19 protein-coding genes and 3 pseudogenes are annotated in these 19,499 nt (G+C 61.3%); 13 read left to right on the top strand and 9 right to left on the bottom strand.

Annotation, left to right across the window (positions count from 1 at the left end):
- Positions 1 to 54: 54 nt before the first annotated feature.
- From FOM02_RS02375 to FOM02_RS02365, 3 genes are all read right to left on the bottom strand, one after another.
- Complete coding sequence (locus tag FOM02_RS02375; RefSeq protein WP_265441434.1) at positions 55 to 1,014, bottom strand: sensor histidine kinase; 960 nt, start codon at positions 1,012 to 1,014, stop codon at positions 55 to 57.
- A gap of 203 nt (positions 1,015 to 1,217) precedes the next feature.
- Positions 1,218 to 2,834, bottom strand: coding sequence for a DNA polymerase/3'-5' exonuclease PolX (locus FOM02_RS02370; RefSeq protein ID WP_084334646.1), 1,617 nt, complete (start codon positions 2,832 to 2,834; stop codon positions 1,218 to 1,220).
- A gap of 383 nt (positions 2,835 to 3,217) precedes the next feature.
- On the bottom strand, positions 3,218 to 3,436 hold the full coding sequence (locus FOM02_RS02365) for a hypothetical protein (RefSeq protein ID WP_231164155.1): 219 nt from the start codon (positions 3,434 to 3,436) through the stop codon (positions 3,218 to 3,220).
- 100 nt (positions 3,437 to 3,536) lie between these two features.
- On the opposite strand from FOM02_RS02365, the pseudogene FOM02_RS02360 reads away from it, so the two are divergent.
- Both FOM02_RS02360 and FOM02_RS02355 read left to right on the top strand, forming a co-directional pair.
- Positions 3,537 to 3,897: pseudogene (locus tag FOM02_RS02360) on the top strand (PRC-barrel domain-containing protein).
- Between the two features lie 106 nt (positions 3,898 to 4,003).
- Complete coding sequence (locus FOM02_RS02355; RefSeq protein ID WP_265441433.1) at positions 4,004 to 4,129, top strand: hypothetical protein; 126 nt, start codon at positions 4,004 to 4,006, stop codon at positions 4,127 to 4,129.
- A 325-nt stretch (positions 4,130 to 4,454) separates the two neighbouring features.
- On the opposite strand, the gene FOM02_RS02350 is transcribed toward FOM02_RS02355, so the two are convergent.
- Positions 4,455 to 4,664 (bottom strand): hypothetical protein, encoded by a 210-nt coding sequence (locus FOM02_RS02350; protein ID WP_051378324.1) that lies wholly within the window; start codon positions 4,662 to 4,664, stop codon positions 4,455 to 4,457.
- A gap of 319 nt (positions 4,665 to 4,983) precedes the next feature.
- Between FOM02_RS02350 and FOM02_RS02345 the strand changes: the two are divergent.
- Together FOM02_RS02345 and FOM02_RS47045 are read left to right on the top strand one after the other, a co-directional pair.
- A pseudogene (locus FOM02_RS02345) lies at positions 4,984 to 6,726 on the top strand (protein-L-isoaspartate(D-aspartate) O-methyltransferase); the annotation flags it as partial.
- Between the two features lie 8 nt (positions 6,727 to 6,734).
- Complete coding sequence (locus tag FOM02_RS47045; RefSeq protein WP_084334654.1) at positions 6,735 to 7,034, top strand: GFA family protein; 300 nt, start codon at positions 6,735 to 6,737, stop codon at positions 7,032 to 7,034.
- 503 nt (positions 7,035 to 7,537) lie between these two features.
- Here FOM02_RS47045 and FOM02_RS02340 read toward each other — a convergent pair.
- The 3 genes from FOM02_RS02340 to FOM02_RS02330 form a co-directional block, all read right to left on the bottom strand.
- Positions 7,538 to 7,684, bottom strand: a complete 147-nt coding sequence (locus FOM02_RS02340; RefSeq protein WP_156950908.1) for a hypothetical protein — start codon at positions 7,682 to 7,684, stop codon at positions 7,538 to 7,540.
- Entirely contained in the window at positions 7,660 to 8,097 is a 438-nt protein-coding gene (locus tag FOM02_RS02335) for a hypothetical protein (RefSeq protein ID WP_141263363.1), read from the bottom strand. The genes FOM02_RS02340 and FOM02_RS02335 overlap by 25 nt, the downstream gene beginning before the upstream one ends.
- Before the next feature lie 117 nt (positions 8,098 to 8,214).
- Positions 8,215 to 8,667, bottom strand: a complete 453-nt coding sequence (locus FOM02_RS02330; protein ID WP_027562095.1) for an Hsp20 family protein — start codon at positions 8,665 to 8,667, stop codon at positions 8,215 to 8,217.
- 484 nt (positions 8,668 to 9,151) lie between these two features.
- On the opposite strand from FOM02_RS02330, the gene ftsH reads away from it, so the two are divergent.
- On the top strand, positions 9,152 to 10,993 hold the full coding sequence (gene ftsH, locus FOM02_RS02325) for an ATP-dependent zinc metalloprotease FtsH (RefSeq protein ID WP_265441432.1): 1,842 nt from the start codon (positions 9,152 to 9,154) through the stop codon (positions 10,991 to 10,993).
- A 328-nt stretch (positions 10,994 to 11,321) separates the two neighbouring features.
- Entirely contained in the window at positions 11,322 to 11,513 is a 192-nt protein-coding gene (locus FOM02_RS02320; protein WP_265441431.1) for a hypothetical protein, read from the top strand.
- Between the two features lie 382 nt (positions 11,514 to 11,895).
- On the opposite strand, the pseudogene FOM02_RS02315 reads toward FOM02_RS02320, so the two are convergent.
- Positions 11,896 to 12,827, bottom strand: a pseudogene (locus FOM02_RS02315) (LysR family transcriptional regulator).
- Positions 12,828 to 12,917: 90 nt separating this feature from the next.
- Here FOM02_RS02315 and FOM02_RS02310 point away from each other — a divergent pair.
- Both FOM02_RS02310 and rpoH read left to right on the top strand, forming a co-directional pair.
- Positions 12,918 to 13,793, top strand: coding sequence for an NAD(P)H-dependent oxidoreductase (locus FOM02_RS02310; RefSeq protein WP_027562098.1), 876 nt, complete (start codon positions 12,918 to 12,920; stop codon positions 13,791 to 13,793).
- Between the two features lie 263 nt (positions 13,794 to 14,056).
- Positions 14,057 to 14,950 carry an RNA polymerase sigma factor RpoH gene (rpoH, locus tag FOM02_RS02305; protein WP_035730662.1) on the top strand — a complete coding sequence of 298 codons (894 nt, stop codon included), beginning with the start codon at positions 14,057 to 14,059 and terminating at the stop codon, positions 14,948 to 14,950.
- Between the two features lie 43 nt (positions 14,951 to 14,993).
- On the opposite strand, the gene FOM02_RS02300 is transcribed toward rpoH, so the two are convergent.
- Entirely contained in the window at positions 14,994 to 15,224 is a 231-nt protein-coding gene (locus FOM02_RS02300) for a hypothetical protein (protein ID WP_141263365.1), read from the bottom strand.
- A gap of 259 nt (positions 15,225 to 15,483) precedes the next feature.
- Here FOM02_RS02300 and groES point away from each other — a divergent pair, with 259 nt between their 5' ends.
- The 5 genes from groES (at position 15,484) to FOM02_RS02275 (ending at position 19,493) form a co-directional block, all read left to right on the top strand.
- Complete coding sequence (gene groES, locus FOM02_RS02295; RefSeq protein ID WP_283808075.1) at positions 15,484 to 15,834, top strand: co-chaperone GroES; 351 nt, start codon at positions 15,484 to 15,486, stop codon at positions 15,832 to 15,834.
- A gap of 35 nt (positions 15,835 to 15,869) precedes the next feature.
- On the top strand, positions 15,870 to 17,492 hold the full coding sequence (groL, locus tag FOM02_RS02290; protein ID WP_027562102.1) for a chaperonin GroEL: 1,623 nt from the start codon (positions 15,870 to 15,872) through the stop codon (positions 17,490 to 17,492).
- Between the two features lie 197 nt (positions 17,493 to 17,689).
- The gene (locus FOM02_RS02285; RefSeq protein WP_051378326.1) at positions 17,690 to 18,022 is read left to right on the top strand and encodes a hypothetical protein; all 333 of its coding nucleotides are present in this window, start codon (positions 17,690 to 17,692) and stop codon (positions 18,020 to 18,022) included.
- A gap of 535 nt (positions 18,023 to 18,557) precedes the next feature.
- Positions 18,558 to 19,016, top strand: coding sequence for an Hsp20 family protein (locus tag FOM02_RS02280; protein ID WP_027562103.1), 459 nt, complete (start codon positions 18,558 to 18,560; stop codon positions 19,014 to 19,016).
- A gap of 141 nt (positions 19,017 to 19,157) precedes the next feature.
- Positions 19,158 to 19,493: a hypothetical protein gene (locus FOM02_RS02275; protein ID WP_027562104.1), complete on the top strand. Its 336-nt coding sequence runs from the start codon at positions 19,158 to 19,160 to the stop codon at positions 19,491 to 19,493.
- Positions 19,494 to 19,499 lie beyond the last annotated feature (6 nt).

Genomic DNA, 19,499 nt, shown 5'->3' with positions numbered 1-19,499 from the left:
CAGAACCCTTCGTCGGTTGCAGCCAGCTTCGAGGAAATTCAGCGCAATCGCCGCTCAGGCGTCGAGCGCAAGCGAAACCTGCACCTCGCATCCCTCTGGAAACGGCCTTCTCATCACGGTCCGCTTCATCTGCGACGCCAGCAGACTGATCAACCGCGTGCCGAGTCCGCTGCTGACTTCGATCGGACAGCCGACGCCGTCGTCCCGCACCGTCACCAGGACGCGCTCGTCCTCGGCGCGCACGTCGACCTCCACGGTGCCGCGGCGCCCCTCCGGAAACGCATACTTGAAGCAGTTCGTCACCAGTTCGTTCACGATCAGCCCGATCGACGCCGCCTGCGAGCTCCGCACCTCGATGTTCTCGCAGCGTACGCCGATCGAGATCGTGCGCACGCCGCGATGGAAATCGGCCAGGCTCCCGCATAAGGCCTCGATGTATGGCGCGAGCGCGATGCGACTGCTGTCGGCAGTGTCGCGCAAGCGATCGTGGACCTTGGCCACCACGTCCACCCGGCTCACCGCGGATGCGATCGCCATTTGAACGGCCGGGTCGGTTGCCGAGCGGGCCTGGAGCCGGAGGACCGAGACGATCGTGGCGAGGTCGTTCCGCGTTCTGTGCGCGAGCTCCTGGAGGAGTACCTCAGTATAGCGTTTCGCCTCGGAGAGCTTGTGCAGCGTGCTCCTGAGGAGCTCGGTGACGGCGGCGATGCAGATGCCCGTCAGAATGAACAGGATAAGCGGGATCGCAGCGGAGGATGATGGCCCCGGGATCAAGTAGGCGGCGGCGAGCGCGGCACTTGCCGCGGTGGCCACGATACCGCTGCCGCGATTGAAGAGGACGGCGGACAGGAAGATAGCCGGTATGAACAGCAGAACAGGGTAGGAGCGCAGCTGATCGTCCAGCATCATCCGGGCGATGAAAGCGATGCCCACCAGACCGAGCGTCAAGGTGTAGCGCACCCAGATCGGAAAGTCCGACCTCGCCGTCAAGAGGCGTTGCAGAAAGGCTTCCATCCCGGAGCAACGTGCCCTCGAGGCTCGATGTTCCGATGAGAAGCCGCTCTTGCTTCGCAGGGTCTACTTGCACCAAGCCGGCCCGATCCAACGACCGCCTTTGATTCGGTCATCCACCAGCCGAGTTGTGCATCGGCTACTACAAAGCCGGTAAAGCCCGGAACGAGGAGGACGGGAACCGAACCCGCTGGGCGGATGCAGCATCAGGCGGCGCGGGCGAGCGAGCGCCGCTTCTGGCGGAGGTAGCGCGTGATTTCCGGCAATGTCATCGCGTTTAGGATCCGGTCGGCAGGGACGCCGCCCTTGCGGGCCATCTCGACGCCCCAGTGCATGTGGTCGAGCTCGGGAATGGAATGCGCGTCCGGATTGATGCTCAGCATGCAGCCAAATTCGAGGGCGGCCTGGTGCCAACGCCAGTCCAGGTCGAGCCGCCATGGGTGGGCGTTGATCTCCACGACAACATCATGCTTGGCGCAGGCCCGCAGCACCTTCTCGACGTCAATTTCGTAGCCCGGCCGCCGCTGAAGCTGCCGCCCGGTCATGTGGCCGATGATGGTCGTGTGAGGATCGGCAATGGCCCGCAGCAGGCGCTGCGTCTGCGCCTTGCGGTCCAGCTTGAAACGGCCGTGGATGCTGGCGACGACGAAGTCGAAGCGCTCCAGCACGTCGTCGGCGTAGTCCAGAGAGCCGTCGGCTAAAATGTCCGACTCGATGCCTTTGAGGATCCGGAAATCCTTGCCGAAGCGCTTGTTTAACCGGTCGGCATGCCGGTGCTGCTGCACGATCTCCTCCACGGTGAGACCGCCGGCGTAGTGCGCAGACTTGGAATGGTCGGCAACCCCGAAATACTCGAATCCGCGCTGGCGCGTCGCCTTCGCCATGGTCTCCAGAGTCTCCGTGCCGTCGGAAGCATCGGTGTGACAGTGAAGGATTCCGCGCAGGTCCTTGTCGGTGACGAGCTTCGGCAGCTTGCCCTTCAGGGCCAGCTCGACCTCGCCGCGCCCCTCTCGCAGCTCCGGATCGATGAAGGGTAGCCCGAGAACCTGGTAGATGACGGCCTCCTCGCCGGCGACCAGTGTGCGGCCCTTGTGCAGGCCGTCAGCGTCCAACCGCATGCCCTTCTCGGCGGCCAAGGCTTGGAGCTGCTCGATGTGAGCGGCGGAGCCAGTGGCGAAGAGAAGAGCGGCGCCGAAGTGCTTGCGGTCCGAGACTGAGATTTGAAGGCCATCGGCTGATGACTTCGGCGTCTTGTCGGTCTTGGCAGCCTCCGCAACGATCGCGAGATCGCCGACGAGTTCGCAGCCACGGCGGAAGTCACCGGCGATCACCACGCGCTTGAGTTCCGGGCGAGACTTGCGGATTGAGTCCTTCGCGTGCGCGAGCAGAGCGGCAGCATGGTGCAGGTGAAGGCGGCCTTCTCCACTTCTGGCGATCGCCAGGTTCTGCAGGATCTTTGCCTGCAGCGCGGCGCCGAGTCCTTTCGCCCTCTTGATGCGGTCGTCCTTGGCAGCGGTCTCCAGTTCGGCGAGGGAGGCGATGCCGAGATTCTTATACAGGCGCAGCACCTTCTCTGGACGAAGGCCGGGCACAGCGAGCATCTCGAGCACGCCCTCGGGAATCTCCTTCCGCAGCTTTTCGAGGCTGGGATGACTGCCCGTCTTGTGAAGCTTGGTGATGATGTCGGCGATAGCATCGCCGACGCCCGGGATCTCAGTAAGGCGATCTTCGGCGATGAGCACGTGCAGAGGAACTGCAAGAGCCCCTAGGCTGTCGGCAGCCCGAGAGTAGGCTTTCGCCCGGTAAGGATTGCCGCCCCGCAAGGCGGAGCCTCCTTCTTGAGGAGATTGTAGATGCGGCCGGCCACTAGCTGCAGATGCTTCATCCTGCCGCGCGGCATCGACCGAGCCTTGCAAAGAGCTCGGAACGCGTAGGCTCGAAAATAATCGAATGCGGCTGACATGATATGGATAAACGCCCACTCTCGGCGATTGTTCGTTCGTCACCGGCGCGCCTGCGGTTTTCGAGAGGCAGTCAAAGGTCTTCGCCGCACCTTCCCCTCGGCGGACTTGGCCCAAGCAGTTTCGGCTCAACCGGCTTGGCGCTCTATCTCGCCGGTAGACCGCGAAGGGCTCTCGGCGCTCATATCGGTCCCATCGGGCCGCCTCGGTCAGGGCCCATCGAGGATCGTCGCCCACAGCGCGCTTCATGACCCTGCTAACCGCCCATCGGTGTCACGCGGAAGCCGCCGCCCGCCCCGCGTCGGTGATGCGGTATTCGATATCTCCGGATGGACGCGGTCGGTTTCCACGAGACCCAGCTCGACCAGCCGCGCTACCGTCTCATGGTCGAACAGCGGTGGGCTGATCCAGGATTCGCCGAGGAGCCTCCTCAGAAAATCGCGTTCCAGATCGGTCAGCTCCATCTCGTCCTCCGCTCTTCCAGAACAAGGCCCTCAGGGCTCAGCCAGGAACGGAGCCATCGTCGTACCGTTGATTCCAGAAGACAATATCATGGAGGTCAACATGACGATGGAAGATCGCGAGACGTTCAGCCTGATCGGAAGCGACAAGGTTGAGGGTACGAACGTGTACGGGGCCGGCGGGGAAAAGGTGGGACATCGAGCGCGTCATGATCGACAAGATCAGTGGCAAGGTGGCCTATGCGGTGGTCAGTTTTGGCGGCCTGCTCGGTATCGGCGACGATCACTATCCGCTGCCTTGGCAGGCGTTGAAATATGACACCAACCTCGGCGGCTACGTCACCGGTATCACCCAGGACCAGCTCCGCGGCGCCCCCAAATACGCCGACGAGGGCAGTTGGAATTGGAACGATCCAGCGACGACGCGCTCGGTGAACGCCTATTACGGTGTGCCAGTGGCCTGATACGGCGCAGTCCGGTGCCTGCCTGGCTGACGGCGGAGGTCGCTCTTCCGACGGACCGCACGCAAGACGGCCCGGCTCCGTCGCCGAGGAGACTTGAAAGTGAGTGATGCTGTTCGTGTTCTGGTCGTGGAGCAATCAAGAGCTGTGCATGATGCAGCTTAACTCCGACGTCGAGCCCGAGAGCAGCGGCTGTTTGACAAACTCGGGCCGTCAGGAGCGTCTCGCCGCGTAGCCGGCGCGTCAAACGGCGCCACCTGCGTTCTGTGGCTCGATTGCACTAGCCGACCCCGAGCCCGGACGGCACGTTGCCCGGCGAGGGGCTGATGGGCGACGCGTACCAGTTGTGTTCGAAGAGCGGTGGCGGCGGGGCGGTCGGTGTCTGTGGGCTCCGCTAAGGAGGCTCTTGCCAAGGGCTGCGCACTCGCCGACTCCGGTGGCGAGGTCCCAATCAAGGACCTTTCCGGAAAGACGGTCGATCCCGAGGCGGTCGCAGAGATCGCTGCTTGGGAATAGAGCCGCGGGACCGAAGGGATGCGCGTCAGGCGGCGTGCTGCCGTCTAGGCCGATCTCTTCGTCGCTTCCGCCAGCGCCGCTTTCGCCACTTCGGCCAGACCGGCGAGCGTCGTATTTCCCGCGACCGCGCTCTCCAGCATTCTGTCGGCGATCCGCCTTCTCAGTTCATGATCGCCGCCGTGGGGGAGCCCCCGGCAAACCTCTTCCAGCACGACGTCGAGATTGGCCTTTGTTCGGTTGTCGAATTTTTTCATGGACGATCTCTGCACAGGTCGGCGGCTGACGTCCGGCGACCGACCTAACCTTAGAGCCGGTGCGTAGGCTGCACCATTAACAAAGGTTGCTTTGCCGCTGTAAAAATGGGGCCACAGACGTTTGCAACGCGGGAGAAGAAGGCGACGACTGCGCAGCCTAATTCTCCTGGCACTCCGGACAAGTGTCGCCGATCCCGTCCAGCACCTCTGTGATCTCGGCGACGCCCGTTCCGGCGAGGTGCCTGACGGCGCATCGAGAGGAACCGAGCTGGCCTCTCCTTATTGGCTTCTCGACCAGAACTTCGAAGGAGGTGCTGCCATGGCCGGATCCGCCCAACTTCGCAATCGCATGGTCGAGGTACAACTTGCCGGCGGCGGCATTCGCGATCGACGCGTTCTGAATGCCATGGCAGAGGTCCCACGGGAACGATTCGTCGAATCCGGCTTCGAGGAATTCGCGTATGAAGATTGTGCGTTGCCGATCGCGAACGCACAGACCATCTCGCAGCCTTATATCGTCGCGTTGATGAGCGAGGCGGCGGAGCTGAAGCCGGCAGACAAGGTGCTCGAGGTCGGCACCGGTTCGGGTTATGCCGCGGCGGTCGCCTCGCAGCTCGCTGGAACGGTTCATACCCGTCGAGCGACATGGGGGGCTGGCGAGGATCGCCGCACAGCGTCTCGCGGCGCTAGGATACGATAACTGCATCGTTCATACTGGTGACGGCACCCGCGGCCTGCCGCAAGAAGTCCCATTCGACGCCATTCTGGTCGCTGCCGGGGGCCCGACCGTACCGGATGTACTCAAGGCACAACTGGCCGTCGGCGGGCGCTCGTCATCCCGGTCGGCGATCTCGAAGGCGAACAGTCGCTGCTGCGGGTCACGCGACAGAGCGAGACGGAATATGCCGAGGAAACCTTCGGCGCCGTCCGCTTCGTGCCCCTGATCGGAGAGCACGGATGGGCCGAGGACGGCACGCGCTCCGCCAGCAATCACGTCCCCGGGCGCACGCGCTTCCGCTCGCTGCCGGAAATGATCGGCGCCGCCATCGAGGCCTTGCCGGACTTCGACGATCCCACCTTCGGGGGCTTTCTGGATCGCTTCGAGCAGTCCCGCGTCGTTCTGCTGGGCGAAGCCAGTCACGGCACCTCGGAGTTCTACCAGGCTCGCGCAGCGATCACCCGGCACCTGATCGAGAAGCATGGCTTCAAGATCGTTGCGGTCGAAGCGGATTGGCCCGACGCCGCGGCCGTCGACCGGTATGTTCATCACCGAACGTCCCGCGGCACGCGCGAGAGGCCCTTCGAGCGCTTCCCGACCTGGATGTGGCGCAATAAAGATGTCGCCGCCTTCGTCGAATGGATGCGCAAACACAATGACGCGAAGCCGGCAAGCGAGCGGGCCGGATTCTACGGCCTCGACATCTACAACATGCGGAGTTCGATCGCAGCCGTTCTCGCCTACCTCAATGAGGTGGATCCCGACGCTGCGGCGGTAGCCCGCGAACGCTACGGATGCCTCACTCCTTGGCAGCGAGAGCCTTCGACCTACGGCCGCGCCGTCTTGACCGAAGGCTATCGGAAATGCGAGGCGAAGATTCTGCGACAGTGCCAAGATATCCTGAAGAAGGAACTGGACTACGCCGCGGACGATCCCGACAGCTTCCTGGACGCCGCCCAGAACGCCCGGCTGATCGCCGCGGCCGAGCGCTACTATCGCATAATGTACTATGGCGGCGCCGAATCCTGGAATCTGCGCGACACGCACATGTTCGAGACCTTGGGCCATATTCTGGACGCGCAAGGCCCCCGATCCAAGGCCGTGGTCTGGGCCCACAACTCCCATATCGGAGACGCCCGCTATACCGAGATGGGCGCCGTCCGTGACGAACTCAACATCGGTCAGCTTTGCCGCGAGAAGTTCGCCGAAGCAGCATCCTTAATTGGATTCGGCACCCACACGGGCACGGTCGCCGCCGCGTCGGACTGGGACGGTGAAATGGAGGTGATGCCGGTGCGGCCTTCCCGGTCGGGCAGCTATGAACGTCTCTTCCACGACGCAGGGTTCGCTATCTGAAAGGTGAGCCGGCCTTCTATGAGACCGTCGCTGAAAGCGGCCGTGTAATCCGAAGGGGCTTTTGCAACAAGTGTGGCAGTCCTATTTCGGCTCACTGGCCTACTAGACCGCAATCGCTGATCATCACTGTCAGTAGCCTCGATGATCCCGCAAAGTTCGAGCCAACTCTGGAAACCTGGGTTTCGCGTGCGGCGCCATGGCATCCTTTCCATTCCAACACCGCCAAGTTCAGCGAAGCGTCCCCTAAGGGGCGTTTCGATCCGTCGTTCCCAGTCATTTGGCGCACTCGCCGATAAGGGACGGAAGTCGTCAACACCACAGCGGGTGCTGCGATCCGGGATCAGGAAAGGACCCAAAACGCGAGAAATGACTGCGGGCTAAGCAGAGATCGTGCTGACTCGCACGATGCCTTGAGGTCACGTGCTCGGCCCACGAGCTGCCTTTTAACGGCTTGGCGTGCTCCTAATCCGGAAGATGCGCCAGGTTGGCCCGGCTGAGACCCGACAGGTTCACTTCAATCTGTCGTTTAACGATGGGAACGAGATCCACGAAGGACAGTAGCGCGTTGCGCGCGGCACGCTTGAAGATACCGCCCCCGGCGCGACTTGTGGGCTCTCCCGGCACCAAGCCCGACGACGACAAGCGCCCGGACAGGTACGGAGTGCGGTGGCAAAGCGGCTGAAACTTCCATCTATCAGATCGTCACGCAGCCAGCAACGCTAGCTCGATCACTCCTTTCTTGGGTCCACGCGTAGCCCGGTCGCCCGGTGCTCGCGGGCACACGCGAGTTCAGGATTGGTTATGAGGTCGGCACATGCGGTAGCTCGATCTCCGTGCCGAGATCCTGTCTGGTGCTGTCTTCGAGATAGAGTTGGCCGACCACCAACATGAGGCCCGCGAAGAACAGCACCAGAGCAACCGTCATGAGGTCGCGATAATCGTCCATCGCTGATCTACCAACCTTGCCAAACTGTCGAATACAGGTCTCAATGCCGTTGGGCAGCTGTGTGCTCTTCGTGAACTGCTTTGACGAACTGCCTTGGTCGTGGCCTTTAACGGACGGGTCATTATCGCGGCTGCCGCGCTCGTGGCAGCCGATAAATCATGCGGCGATGCCGCGCATACCAGACGGAATGCAACAGGAGAGCCAGGTATAGGATCGTCGCCGGCACGCTTAACAAGCCCCCGTGTGACGAGGTTTGCCAGGGCAAGGAGAAGATCCTTCGCTTGCTGCTGCATTCCAATATTGGCAGCAAGGCTCTCAAGGGTGATCGCGCGACCGTCGCCACCGTGACGTTCGAGGAGCTTGAGCAGCCTGCGCTCGAGCTGCTGCGGATCGTTTAAGATTACGTTCTTCATGTATTTCTCCCTGAATCTGGCCACGCGAGCTCGCTCTACCATCAGGCGTCCACCCGCAGTTCGGTGCACGCTGGTAGCTGAGCGAGGAGAGCTCTGCTGACTCGCAGGCGAGTGAACTCAGGCCGTTTGCTGGTTCACGAGCTTCTGGTTGTCGTTGCCGGCTTGGATCGGTATCTGCCGCGGCTTCATAGCTTCGGGGAGTTCACGTACCAGCTCGATCTTGAGCATTCCGTCTTCAAACGAAGCGCGCTTCACTTGCACGTACTCGGCGAGATTAAACTGATGCCGGAATGGACGCACGGAGATACCCTGGTACAAGTATTGGTAGTCTCCCTTATCGGCCTTTCGGCCTTCAACCGTGAGTACGTTTTGCTCCGCAGTAATGGTTATTTCATGCGGCGCAAAGCCGGCTAGCGCGAGGGAGATCTGATAGTGATCCTGGTCGGCCCGCTCAATGTTGTAAGGTGGGTAATTGTGGCCCGTCCATTGGACAGAATCCTCGAGCAGATCAAACACGCGGTCGAAACCAACGGTCGAACGCCACAGGGGGGCAAAATCAAAGGTGGTCATAGCCACATCCTCCACTTGAGCAACATGGTTTATGAGCGCCGGACACCGCATCGGGCGCGTCCGGTGCAGCGCGACCCGCACCGTACTCTTCGAATTAGAACCCACTGGTCAGGTTTCAAGAGGTCCGCCGCCGCTGGTGCAAAGCCTGCTCAATTTCGCTTTTGGCGGCCGCAGGGGAGATACGTCCACGCCCGTGCGAGTGCGGCAGCCATTCCCTCCCGCATACTCGCCCTTGGACGTTGAGATCTACGAGCGGGCCGAACGCGCAGAAGTCAAATTGGCGGTCGACGGCTTACCAGGGGCGCAGCCTCTGCCCAGGCGGACTGCCGCAGTCGAGATCGCCCGACGGGGCTACGTCCGGCTCCGTCAGGACCTCGTTGAAACCAATGCCATGCCAGAGTGTTTGGTGCAGTGCCGCGCCAACCGCCGATTATCCGGTCGGTTCGAGGAAGCTGCTCCCGGGCCCTTTACATCGAGTTTCTGCATGACCAACAAAACTCGCTTCAATGTCGGATATACCATCGCCGCGATTTTCGCGATCTTCTTCATCCAATATCTTATCGCAACGGCTACACAAATCGCCGCCATTCCCTACAGCGAATATCTGCAATTACTGCATCAGGGGAAGATCGATGCGGTCGGCATTTCCGATCGCACCCTGCAGGGCACGCTCAAGGAGCCGCTGCAGGGCGGCCAGAAGAGATTTGTGACCACGCGTGTCGACCAGGACGTGGCGCAGGAACTCGAGAAATACAACGTCCGCTTCACCGGACAAATCGAGAGCACCTTTCTGCGCGACCTGCTCTCGTGGGTGATGCCCGTGCTGCTTTTCTTCGGGCTGTGGTGGTACATCGGCCGTCGCGTGGCCGAAGGTGGCGGCCTTGGCGGCGGACTGATGGCGATCGGCAAGAGCAAGGCCAAAATCTATGTCGAGTCCAACACGGGCATCACCTTTGCCGATGTCGCCGGTGTCGACGAAGCCAAGGATGAGCTTCGCGAGGTCGTCGATTTCCTGAAGAATCCCACTGATTACGGTCGGCTTGGCGGTCGCATGCCGAAAGGTGTGCTGCTGGTTGGTCCGCCCGGCACGGGCAAAACCTTGCTGGCGAAGGCGGTTGCAGGCGAAGCCCGAGTTCCGTTCTTCTCGATATCGGGTTCAGAATTCGTAGAGATGTTTGTTGGTGTCGGCGCAGCACGGGTGCGCGATCTGTTCCAGCAGGCACACGAAAAGGCACCAGCAATTATCTTTATTGACGAGCTCGATGCGCTTGGCCGAGCGCGTGGCATCGGCCCGTTTGCTGGAGGGCACGACGAGAAGGAGCAGACGCTCAACCAACTATTGGTCGAACTCGACGGCTTCGACTCTCGATCGGGGCTGGTCATCCTTGCGGCAACCAACCGGCCTGAAATCCTTGACCCTGCGCTGTTGCGCGCCGGCCGCTTCGATCGTCAGGTCTTGGTCGATCGTCCGGACAAGAAGGGGCGTATCGAGATACTCCAGGTCCATATGAAAAAGGTGCAACTCGCCGGCGACGTCGAGCCGGAGTCGGTTGCAGCTTTGACGCCGGGATTTACCGGCGCCGATCTGGCTAACCTCGTCAATGAGGCCGCACTCCTGGCAACCCGCCGCGGCGCCGAGGCGGTAAGCATGAGCGACTTCAATAACGCGGTGGAGCGCATGGTCGCCGGCCTGGAGAAACGTAACCGGCTGCTCAATCCCAAGGAACGTGAGATCGTCGCTTTTCATGAGATGGGCCACGCGTTGGTCGCGCTTTCCTTGCCTGGTGTCGATCCCGTGCACAAGGTCTCGATTATACCCCGGGGGGTCGGTGCACTCGGCTACACCATTCAGCGGCCGATCGAGGACCGATTTTTGATGACCAGGGAGGAGCTGGAAAACAAAATGGCCGTTCTGCTCGGCGGCCGTGCAGCTGAGCTCATCGTGTTCGGTCATCTATCGACGGGAGCAGCCGACGATCTGCGCCGGGTGACCGACATCGCACGGAGCATGGTGACACGCTATGGGATGTCGGAGAAGCTCGGCAGCGTTGCCTATGACCGCGAGCCCGGCAATTTCCTCGCAAGCCCTGACCAGCCCTATCCAGTTCGCGAGCGTGGCTACGCGGAGGAGACCGCCGCAGCCATCGACCGCGAGGTAAAGGATACTGTAGATCAGGTCTTTCAGCGCACCCAAGGCATACTGAACACGCGGCGTCCGATCCTGGACCGCGCGGCAAAGAAGCTCCTTGAGAAGGAGACGCTGGAGCAGAGCGATATTGACCTGCTGATCCGGGAGATGCCGAAGGAAGGCCTCCGGGCGGTCTAACGGCGCGCTCATTTTCGCGCCCCAGCTGGAGCTGGTCCACCACCGCGTTGAGAATGCCGGAGCAGGTGAAGAACTCCTGATGCTGGTTTTTGGCTCCGCCAAATCGCTGGCAAGATCGACAGGTCTCATCAACGGGTTACTTGAACTCGCCTCGGACAGTTCTAATTCACTGTATAGCCGAACCGAGGTTCGGCGAAGTGGACCATGACAAGGAGACAAGTGCGCAGAGCGCGTAGTAACTTGAGGGAAACGACATGAGAAAGCTTGCTCTTGCAGTCGTCGCGGCGGCAACGCTCCTCATCGGATCGGTTGCGCCGGCTTCGGCCCATTGGCGTCATCATGGCTGGGGCGCCCGGGTATCGGTCCCGGGCTTGCGCTCGGACTGTTCGCTGGAACACTAGCGGCCGCGACCGCACCACCGGTCTATTATGGACCGGTCTATGGCCCGCCCTACTACTACGGCCGCCCGTATCGGGTAGTCCGCTACTATCCGCCGGTTTATCCGTACTGGTACTGGTGATGAAAAGAAGGCCCGGTTCTCGCCGGGCCTTCTTCCGGGGCGCGCGACGATCCAGGCCCAGCGCAAAGAGACCTTGGAGGGTGTTCCTGCCCAGACAGTCGGTTACGCGAAGGAGCTGGCAGCATAAGGTGCCCGCGCAACATTGCAGGCGCGATATACGCCACCCGCCGACCGGGGATTCACAAATTTGAATCCCAACGCGATGATTTTTTGGGATGAAGGCGGCGTTTGCCGACGAAACAGCGGCAGACCGCTCGGTCCCAGCTCGTTTTTCGATCCGGAAAAACCTCCAGGCTGGGGCCGATGTGGTCTGGTCCGGAGGCTCTCGTGAAGAGCTGCGGCAGCGCAGTCCTCCGATTTGGCCCTTTGCACCGCCCGCTCTCTAGCCTCCAGGAGCCTGCTTTTTGATCCCAGGCGTTTGCGCGATCTGTGCCGAGAGAAAATCGGTAAGCAAGCGCACTCGGGCGATGCCCAAACGTTCCGGTACGATCAGCATGTTCAGCGGAACGGAGGGTGGCGAAAATTCGGGAAGCACCACTTCGAGCTTGTTAGCGGCGAGGAGATCCTCGACCAGCCAGAGATGTGCAGGCGCTATCCCACGTCCGGCTACGAGGGCCTCTCTTGCTGCAAGTCCATGATCAACGCGCAAGCGACCCCCGAATGGCACCACATGGCGCCCGCCGCGCTGACCATGCAGTACGAGTAGATCGCTGCCTGCGATATTAGACATCCTGACGCCTTCGTGATCTGCCAAGTCTTGCGGCCGCGCCGCTTGCCGCGTTCGGCTAGATAGCTCGGTGCGGCGACGAGCATTCGGCGGGATTGGCCCAGCGCCTTCAGCTTCATCGAGCTGTCACCAAGTGGCCCAAGCCGGAGGGCAATATCGACGCCTTCCTGCACGAGGTCGATGCGCTCATCCGTGAGGCTGAGATCAACCAGGATGTCCGGATGGCGGTCCTGAAAAGCGAAGATGAAACGGCTGACGTGCAGTACTCCGAAGGCCGCGGTGCACGAGATGCGTACCGTACCCGCTGCCGCGCCGCGTGTGCTTCGCGCTTCCTCGCCGGCCAAATCAACCTGGCGGAGGATCTGGACGCAGTGGCGATAATAGCGCGCCCCCTCTTCAGTCATCGTCACCCGGCGTGTGGTTCTGCTGAGCAGCGGCACGCCGACCGCGTCCTCCAGCTCCCGCAAATGGCGCGTCACCGTTGACTGCCCGACTTCCAGCTCGCGCGCGACCGCGGACAGATTGCCCCGCTCGGCGACCCGGACGAAGCTGCGCATGCGCTCAAGCGTCACTTCTGATTTATCCATTTTTCGGCATAATCATATGCATTACTGACATCTACTAGATCGCCGCCTTGCGCGCCACCTGATCGCCGTCACTTATCAGGAGGTACTGTCATGAAAGTATTGATTGTCTTCGCCCATCCGGAGCCGCGCTCGCTGAACGGCGCGCTGCTAGACGTCGCTGTCAGGGAACTCAAGCGGCTCGGGCACGACGTGCAGGTGTCGAATCTCTGTGCCCAGGGCTGGAAGTCGGAGGTCGGCAGAGGGGACTTTCCGTCGCTGGGGCAAGGTGAACGGCTCAAGCCGGCCGCGGCCTCCAAGCAGGCTTTCGAGGCGGGCACGTTGACCAGCGACGTGAAAGCCGAGATCGAAAAGCTGTTATGGGCGGATGTCCTGATTCTGCAGTTTCCGCTGTGGTGGTTTTCGATGCCGGCGATCCTCAAGGGCTGGGTCGACCGGGTGTTCGCCTACGGGTTCGCGTATGGGGTCGGCGAACACAGCGACAAGCGGTGGGGCGATCGCTATGGCGACGGGACTTTGAAGGGCAAGCGCGCGATGCTGGTCGTGACTGCCGGTGGATGGGAGGAGCACTATTCAGATCGCGGCGTCAACGGGGCGATCGACGACCTGCTGTTCCCCATCAATCACGGCATTCTCTACTATCCCGGCTATGAAGTCCTTCCGCCCTTCGTGGTCTATCGCGTGGACCGGCTGGACGACGCCGGTTTTGCGCCTATTGCCGAAGAATTGCGTGAGCGGATGCGCGCGCTCGCGACCACCACGCCCATTCCGTACCGGCGACAGAATGGTGGCGATTACCTGATCCCGAGCATGCATCTCCGCGCCGGGCTAGAGGCTCCCGGCACAAGCGGATTCGCACTTCACCTCGATCGCGGAGGTCATAGCGAGCAGGAGAGTAGGCCCCAAGCGTCGGGCTCGTCCCTCGCCTCGGGCCGCGGCAGCTTGGCTTCCGACGAATTGGCTAGCTGATACGGGAACAACCCATTGGGTTCGCAGTTCTTTTGGCGCCGCCGGCCTGAGTGCCGTTGGGCGCCTCAGGGTCCAGCTAAGCCAGGCGACACGGCGGCTCGTACCATTTTGCTCCATGGAGGATATGGATATGAAAGCTACCTGTGTCATCGCTTGGCAGTCGATCAGTCCCACTCACCTCGGTGGGTCCCCGTGGCTGCGTCTTCCCTCTGGCCGCCCGTTAGAGCTCAAGAGCGGCGATGGCTTCTGAGGGAGGGCAAGTCATGTCAATCAAGTCAGCGCTGCCTGCCATCCATTCGGAAGCCGGGTTGTCCCGGTATCTGCAAGAGATCCGTAGCTTCCCGCTGCTCGATGCATCCGAAGAAGTGATGTATGCAAGGCGTCTTCGGGATTCTGGGGATCGCGAAGCTGCCTACCGTCTGGTGACGAGCCATCTGCGATTGGCCGCCAAGATCGCGCTGAAATATCGGCGCTATGGATTGCCCATCGCCGACCTCATCTCGGAAGCCAACGTCGGATTGATGCTGGCCGTCAAGCGGTTCGACCCTGAGAAGGGATTTCGCCTTGCGACCTATGCCGCTTGGTGGATCAAGGCGTCCGTGCAGGAGTTCGTCCTGAGATCGTGGTCGCTCGTCAAGCTCGGCACAACTGCAGCGCAAAAAAAGCTGTTCTTCAACCTTCGAAAGTTGAAGAGACGCCTTGGTGCGCCGGACGATGGCGAGCTTTCGCCGGAGCAGGTGAAGCAGATCTCTGAACATCTTCAGGTTAGGGAAACCGACGTCGTCGAGATGAACGGGCGGATCCGTGGCGATATGACGCTGAACGTTCAGCTCAGTGACGAAGAAAGCGAGCAATGGCAAGACAGGCTCGCCGATTCAGCTCCTGATCCTGAAACCCAGCTTGTGGAGACCGGAGACCGTGAACGGCAGAAGGCTGCACTCTCGGAGGCGCTGAGTGCGCTCTCTCCTCGAGAACGCACCATCGTCGAAGCCCGTTACATGGCGGAAGAGCAAAGTACGCTTGACGATCTTGCCAATACCTTCGGGATTTCTCGTGAGCGTATCCGCCAGATCGAGCAGCGTGCGTTGAGGCGCATCAAGACGATGATGTGCGGACGCCTTCCGGATCTTGAGGCTGCTTCAGCAAGCGCATACTAGAAGCAGAACACTAAAGACCGCTGGCCGGCTGCTGATCGATGGATCAGCAGCCGGTGCAGATATCAGGCACGATGGCTTCCGCCGAGAATTCACGGCCCTTGCCGCCCTCGGACCTTGTTCTTGCGGGCTTGCCGCGCGGCTGGCCGCTTTGATTGCTGACAAACTGCTTAACCGCGGCGTCGGAGCTTCGCACTGCTCGCGACGAATCCGCTTCTTTCGCCTGCAGCGAAACCACCATCCCGAGTAGAACAGCAAGTACCAATAAAGTCCGCATCTCTGGTTATCCTCCTTTCGAAGATGCTCCAATTTGCTGCGCAGAGCTTGCTCCGCAGCCGAGAAGACATCTCGGTTTGATGATCTCAGTTTTCAACTGCGGCGAGCGATTCTGGACGCTTGGAAAGGCTCTCCGGGTGCATGCCGCGAGCGATAGTGACGAGCCCGCCTGCGTCGCAAAAATTTCCCTCCTTCCCCTTGAAAGTAGATCCCTCGCTCCTAGGTGCTTTTTCGCCCGGGGGCCGTTACGGACCCGGATTTTGGACATCGCTGAACCTACCCAAGGAGGATGTGCATGCATTTCCGCCCCCTTGCACGATCGCGTGCTCGTGCGACGTCTCGACGCCGAAGAGAAGACCGCCGGCGGTATCATCATTCCAGACACAGCAAAGGAGAAGCCGCAGCAGGGCGAGATTGTCGCCACTGGCCCAGGCACACGCAATGAACAGGGCCAGCTCGTTCAACTCGACGTCAAGCCCGGTGACCGTGTCCTGTTCGGCAAGTGGTCCGGTACAGAGGTCAAGATCGACGGCGAGGAATTCCTGATCATGAAGGAAAGCGACCTTCTGGGTGTCATCGACAAGGCAGGCACCGTCAAGAAGGCAGCATAGCGCGCTTACAGTCATAGAGGAAAGGAGAGATCAAAATGGCTGCTAAGGACGTGAAGTTCGCAACCGAGGCCCGAGAGCGCATGCTGCGGGGCGTCGACACACTGGCAAACGCGGTGAAGGTCACACTCGGTCCGAAGGGGCGCAACGTCGTGATCGAGAAATCGTTCGGTGCGCCGCGCATCACCAAAGATGGCGTGACCGTCGCCAAAGAGATCGAACTGGAGGACAAGTTCGAGAACATGGGTGCGCAGATGGTGCGCGAGGTCGCCTCGAAGACGAGCGATGCCGCCGGTGACGGCACCACAACGGCGACCGTGCTTGCCCAGGCCATCTTCAAGGAAGGCAGCAAGTCCGTCGCCGCCGGCATGAACCCGATGGACCTGAAGCGGGGCATTGATCTGGCTGTCGAGGCCATCGTCACCGATCTGAAATCCCACGCCAAGAAAATCACCGCCAATGACGAGATCGCCCAGGTCGGCACAATCTCCGCCAATGGTGATACCGAGATCGGCCGCTTCCTGGCCGACGCCATGAACAAGGTCGGTAATGAAGGCGTGATCACCGTCGAGGAGGCCAAGAGCCTGCACACCGAGCTCGAAGTGGTCGAGGGCATGCAGTTCGACCGCGGCTACATCTCGCCCTACTTCGTCACGAACCCCGAGAAGATGCGCGTCGAACTCGAGGATCCCTACGTTCTGATTCACGAGAAGAAGCTGTCCGGCTTGCAGACCATGCTGCCGCTGTTGGAGCAGGTCGTCCAGTCCGGTAAGCCGCTCCTGATCATCGCGGAGGACATCGAAGGTGAAGCGCTTGCGACATTGGTCGTCAACAGACTGCGCGGCGGACTGAAGGTCGCGGCCGTCAAGGCGCCGGGCTTCGGCGACCGTCGCAAGGCCATGCTGGAGGACATCGCGATCCTGACCGGCGGCAATGTCATCAGCGAGGACCTCGGCATCAAGCTGGAAAAGGTCACAGTGAAGATGCTCGGGCGCGCCAAGAAGGTGGTCATCGATAAGGACAATACCACCATCGTCGGAGGCGCGGGCGCCAAGAAGGATATCGAGGCGCGCGCCCAGCAAATCAGGCTCCAAATCGAGGAAACGACATCCGACTACGATCGCGAAAAGCTGCAAGAGCGCCTCGCCAAGCTTGCCGGAGGCGTCGCGGTGATCCGTGTCGGAGGTGCGACGGAGGTCGAAGTCAAGGAACGCAAAGACCGTGTTGACGATGCGATGCATGCTACGCGCGCGGCGGTGGAGGAAGGCATTCTCCCCGGAGGCGGGGTAGCCCTTTTGCGTGCCCTCAAAGCGCTTGACGGCATCAAGACCGCCGACGCGGACCAGAAGGCAGGCATTGACATTGTTCGCCGCGCCATCCAGGTGCCGGCTCGGCAGATCGTGCAGAACGCCGGCGAGGATGGTTCATTGGTCGTCGGCAAGCTCCTGGAGCACCAGAGCTACAATTGGGGCTTCAACGCGGCGACTGGCGAGTACGAGGACTTGGTGAAAGCCGGTGTGATCGATCCCGCCAAGGTCGTCCGCACCGCCTTGCAGGACGCCGCGTCGGTCGCATCGCTGCTGATCACGACTGAGGCACTCGTGGCCGAGAAGCCGAAGAAGGCTGAACCAACTCCGGCCGCTCCCGCCATGGACTTCTGAACGAGAGAGCCCGGCCGATCAAGGCCGGGCTCCACCGATGAGAGGAGAGAAGACCGCTTCCAAAGATGGAGTGTCCCATGAACAAGTCTAATCGTCGTCGGCTCAGGATGAGGCAGGACGCGATCCACTGGTTCATGTTCTACCTGAGCTTTGTCACCATTGCCTGGATCTGTTTTCGAACGATGGGAGGAGTATAGATGCTGAGCCATCACCATACGTTCTCCGCCCGGACGGAGACCAACCGCAATCTGCGGCGACGGCTGCTCGCTCTAGTATTGGGCAGCGCAATGTCCCTGACCGCCTACGGTGCTTACGGCGTGGAAAGCCCGCGGGGAGCCGAGGCCACACAGGGTGCGTTCGCTGGACTGCCACTGCCGCCAATCCCGTATCTCGACACGATGCCGTGGCTGAAGTGGCAGCCTGCGGCGGCAACGATGAAGATCGACATCTTGCTGCCGCCGACCTCCGCGCCGACGGGTATTTGGCCGCAGCCGACGCCCTATCCCGCCGGACTGGCGGCAGCAAGCTGAATGTCAGTGAGCGGCCCGCGAAGGCCGCTCACTACCTTATGCAAGGTCATCGAGAGCGAGCGACAATCATGCTTGACGCGAATTCGGCGTAGGTATTCCGTGCGCGGGAGCTCCGATGCAGCCTCAAGCACAGCAGTCGAGCTTGGCGTCCGCGACTTCCTCATCCGAGGCTGTCAGAAGGTGATCGGTCACTACGAGCGCCTGCTCTCAACTGCAAGGAGCGAGCAAGAGCACCAGCTCTATCAAGCCCGGATTGAGCGAGAGGAGCGAGTGATGGATGTCCTACGCCAGGCCGCTCACCCGGATCGCTTGGCCGCGTAGTCGCTGAGCCACCAGGCGAGCCTCGTGCAGAAAAATGCGCATGACCCTCTTGAATTCACGAGCGTCAATTCTAGTTCGTTTCTCGACCGCAACTGCGGTGTGTCGAGCGCCAGGCCGGGCTCGGCACGAGGCGCTGGACCGGGGTGTTCGACGATAATCGAAACTCCGATCCTGCCTTGCTTCGTATCCATATTGCTCTTTGGAGGACTTGGCTATGAGGACACTTGATTTCGCACCACTTTGGCGCACCACGGTCGGCTTCGATCATCTGGCTGACCTCGTCGACGGCATGTCGCGCCAGCCGACGGAGGACAACTACCCGCCGTACAATATCGAGCGGTCCGGCGAGGACCACTATCGAATCACGCTGGCGGTGGCAGGCTTCGGCGCCAACGATATCTCCGTGACGGCCGAACAGAATGCTCTCACGATCGAGGGCAGGAAGTCCGATGGTGCTGCGCGCGAGTATCTGTATCAAGGTATTTCGGCGCGACCGTTCCGGAGAGTCTTCAGTCTGGCCGACTACGTTCAGGTGAAGCAGGCATCCTTCCAGGACGGCCTCTTGGTCATTGATCTCGTTCGAGAGATTCCAGAAGCGATGAAGCCGCGCAAGATCCAGATCGGAAGTGGAGCTGCTACTTCATCGCAGATTGATCACAAAAAGGCCGCTTAGTAGCCTCGATCCATGGACGGGCGATTCTCAACGGAGCTCTCTCTGTCCTATCTCATCTCAACATGGGTGGCGACACCGACTGCGCCGCCACCCAAATCGCGAGCACCATCCCTTGGAAAGGAGTGAATAGGGAGGCGAGCCATGACTAACGTAAACATCGACGGCGGTGGGCTTCACCCATTCTTCCACCCCGCCGCTCACTACGTTTCTCCGGCGGAAGTCCTGAACGACAAGGAGCTCTCGACGCCTGAGAAGCGGATCATCCTGTCCTCGTGGGCGTCGGACATGTACGCCGTGGAATCCTGTCCCGTCCTGCGGGAGGTCCCCGGAACGGACCACACTGTGAAGTTGGCCGACATACTGGCAGCGTTGCGGCAGCTCGACGGAGACGGCGATGATGATCCGCCCCGTGGCGGTGGCGTCCCCATGCGGCTGCGGCGGCCCTGGGCCGCCGCACAGCGGAGGTCCCTGCGATGATCACAG

This window comes from Bradyrhizobium sp. SEMIA (genome assembly GCF_014844175.1).
Lineage (GTDB): Bacteria > Pseudomonadota > Alphaproteobacteria > Rhizobiales > Xanthobacteraceae > Bradyrhizobium > Bradyrhizobium arachidis.
The sequence above is the reverse complement of the archived record's forward strand: the minus strand, read 5'-3'. Positions and strand labels throughout refer to the sequence as shown.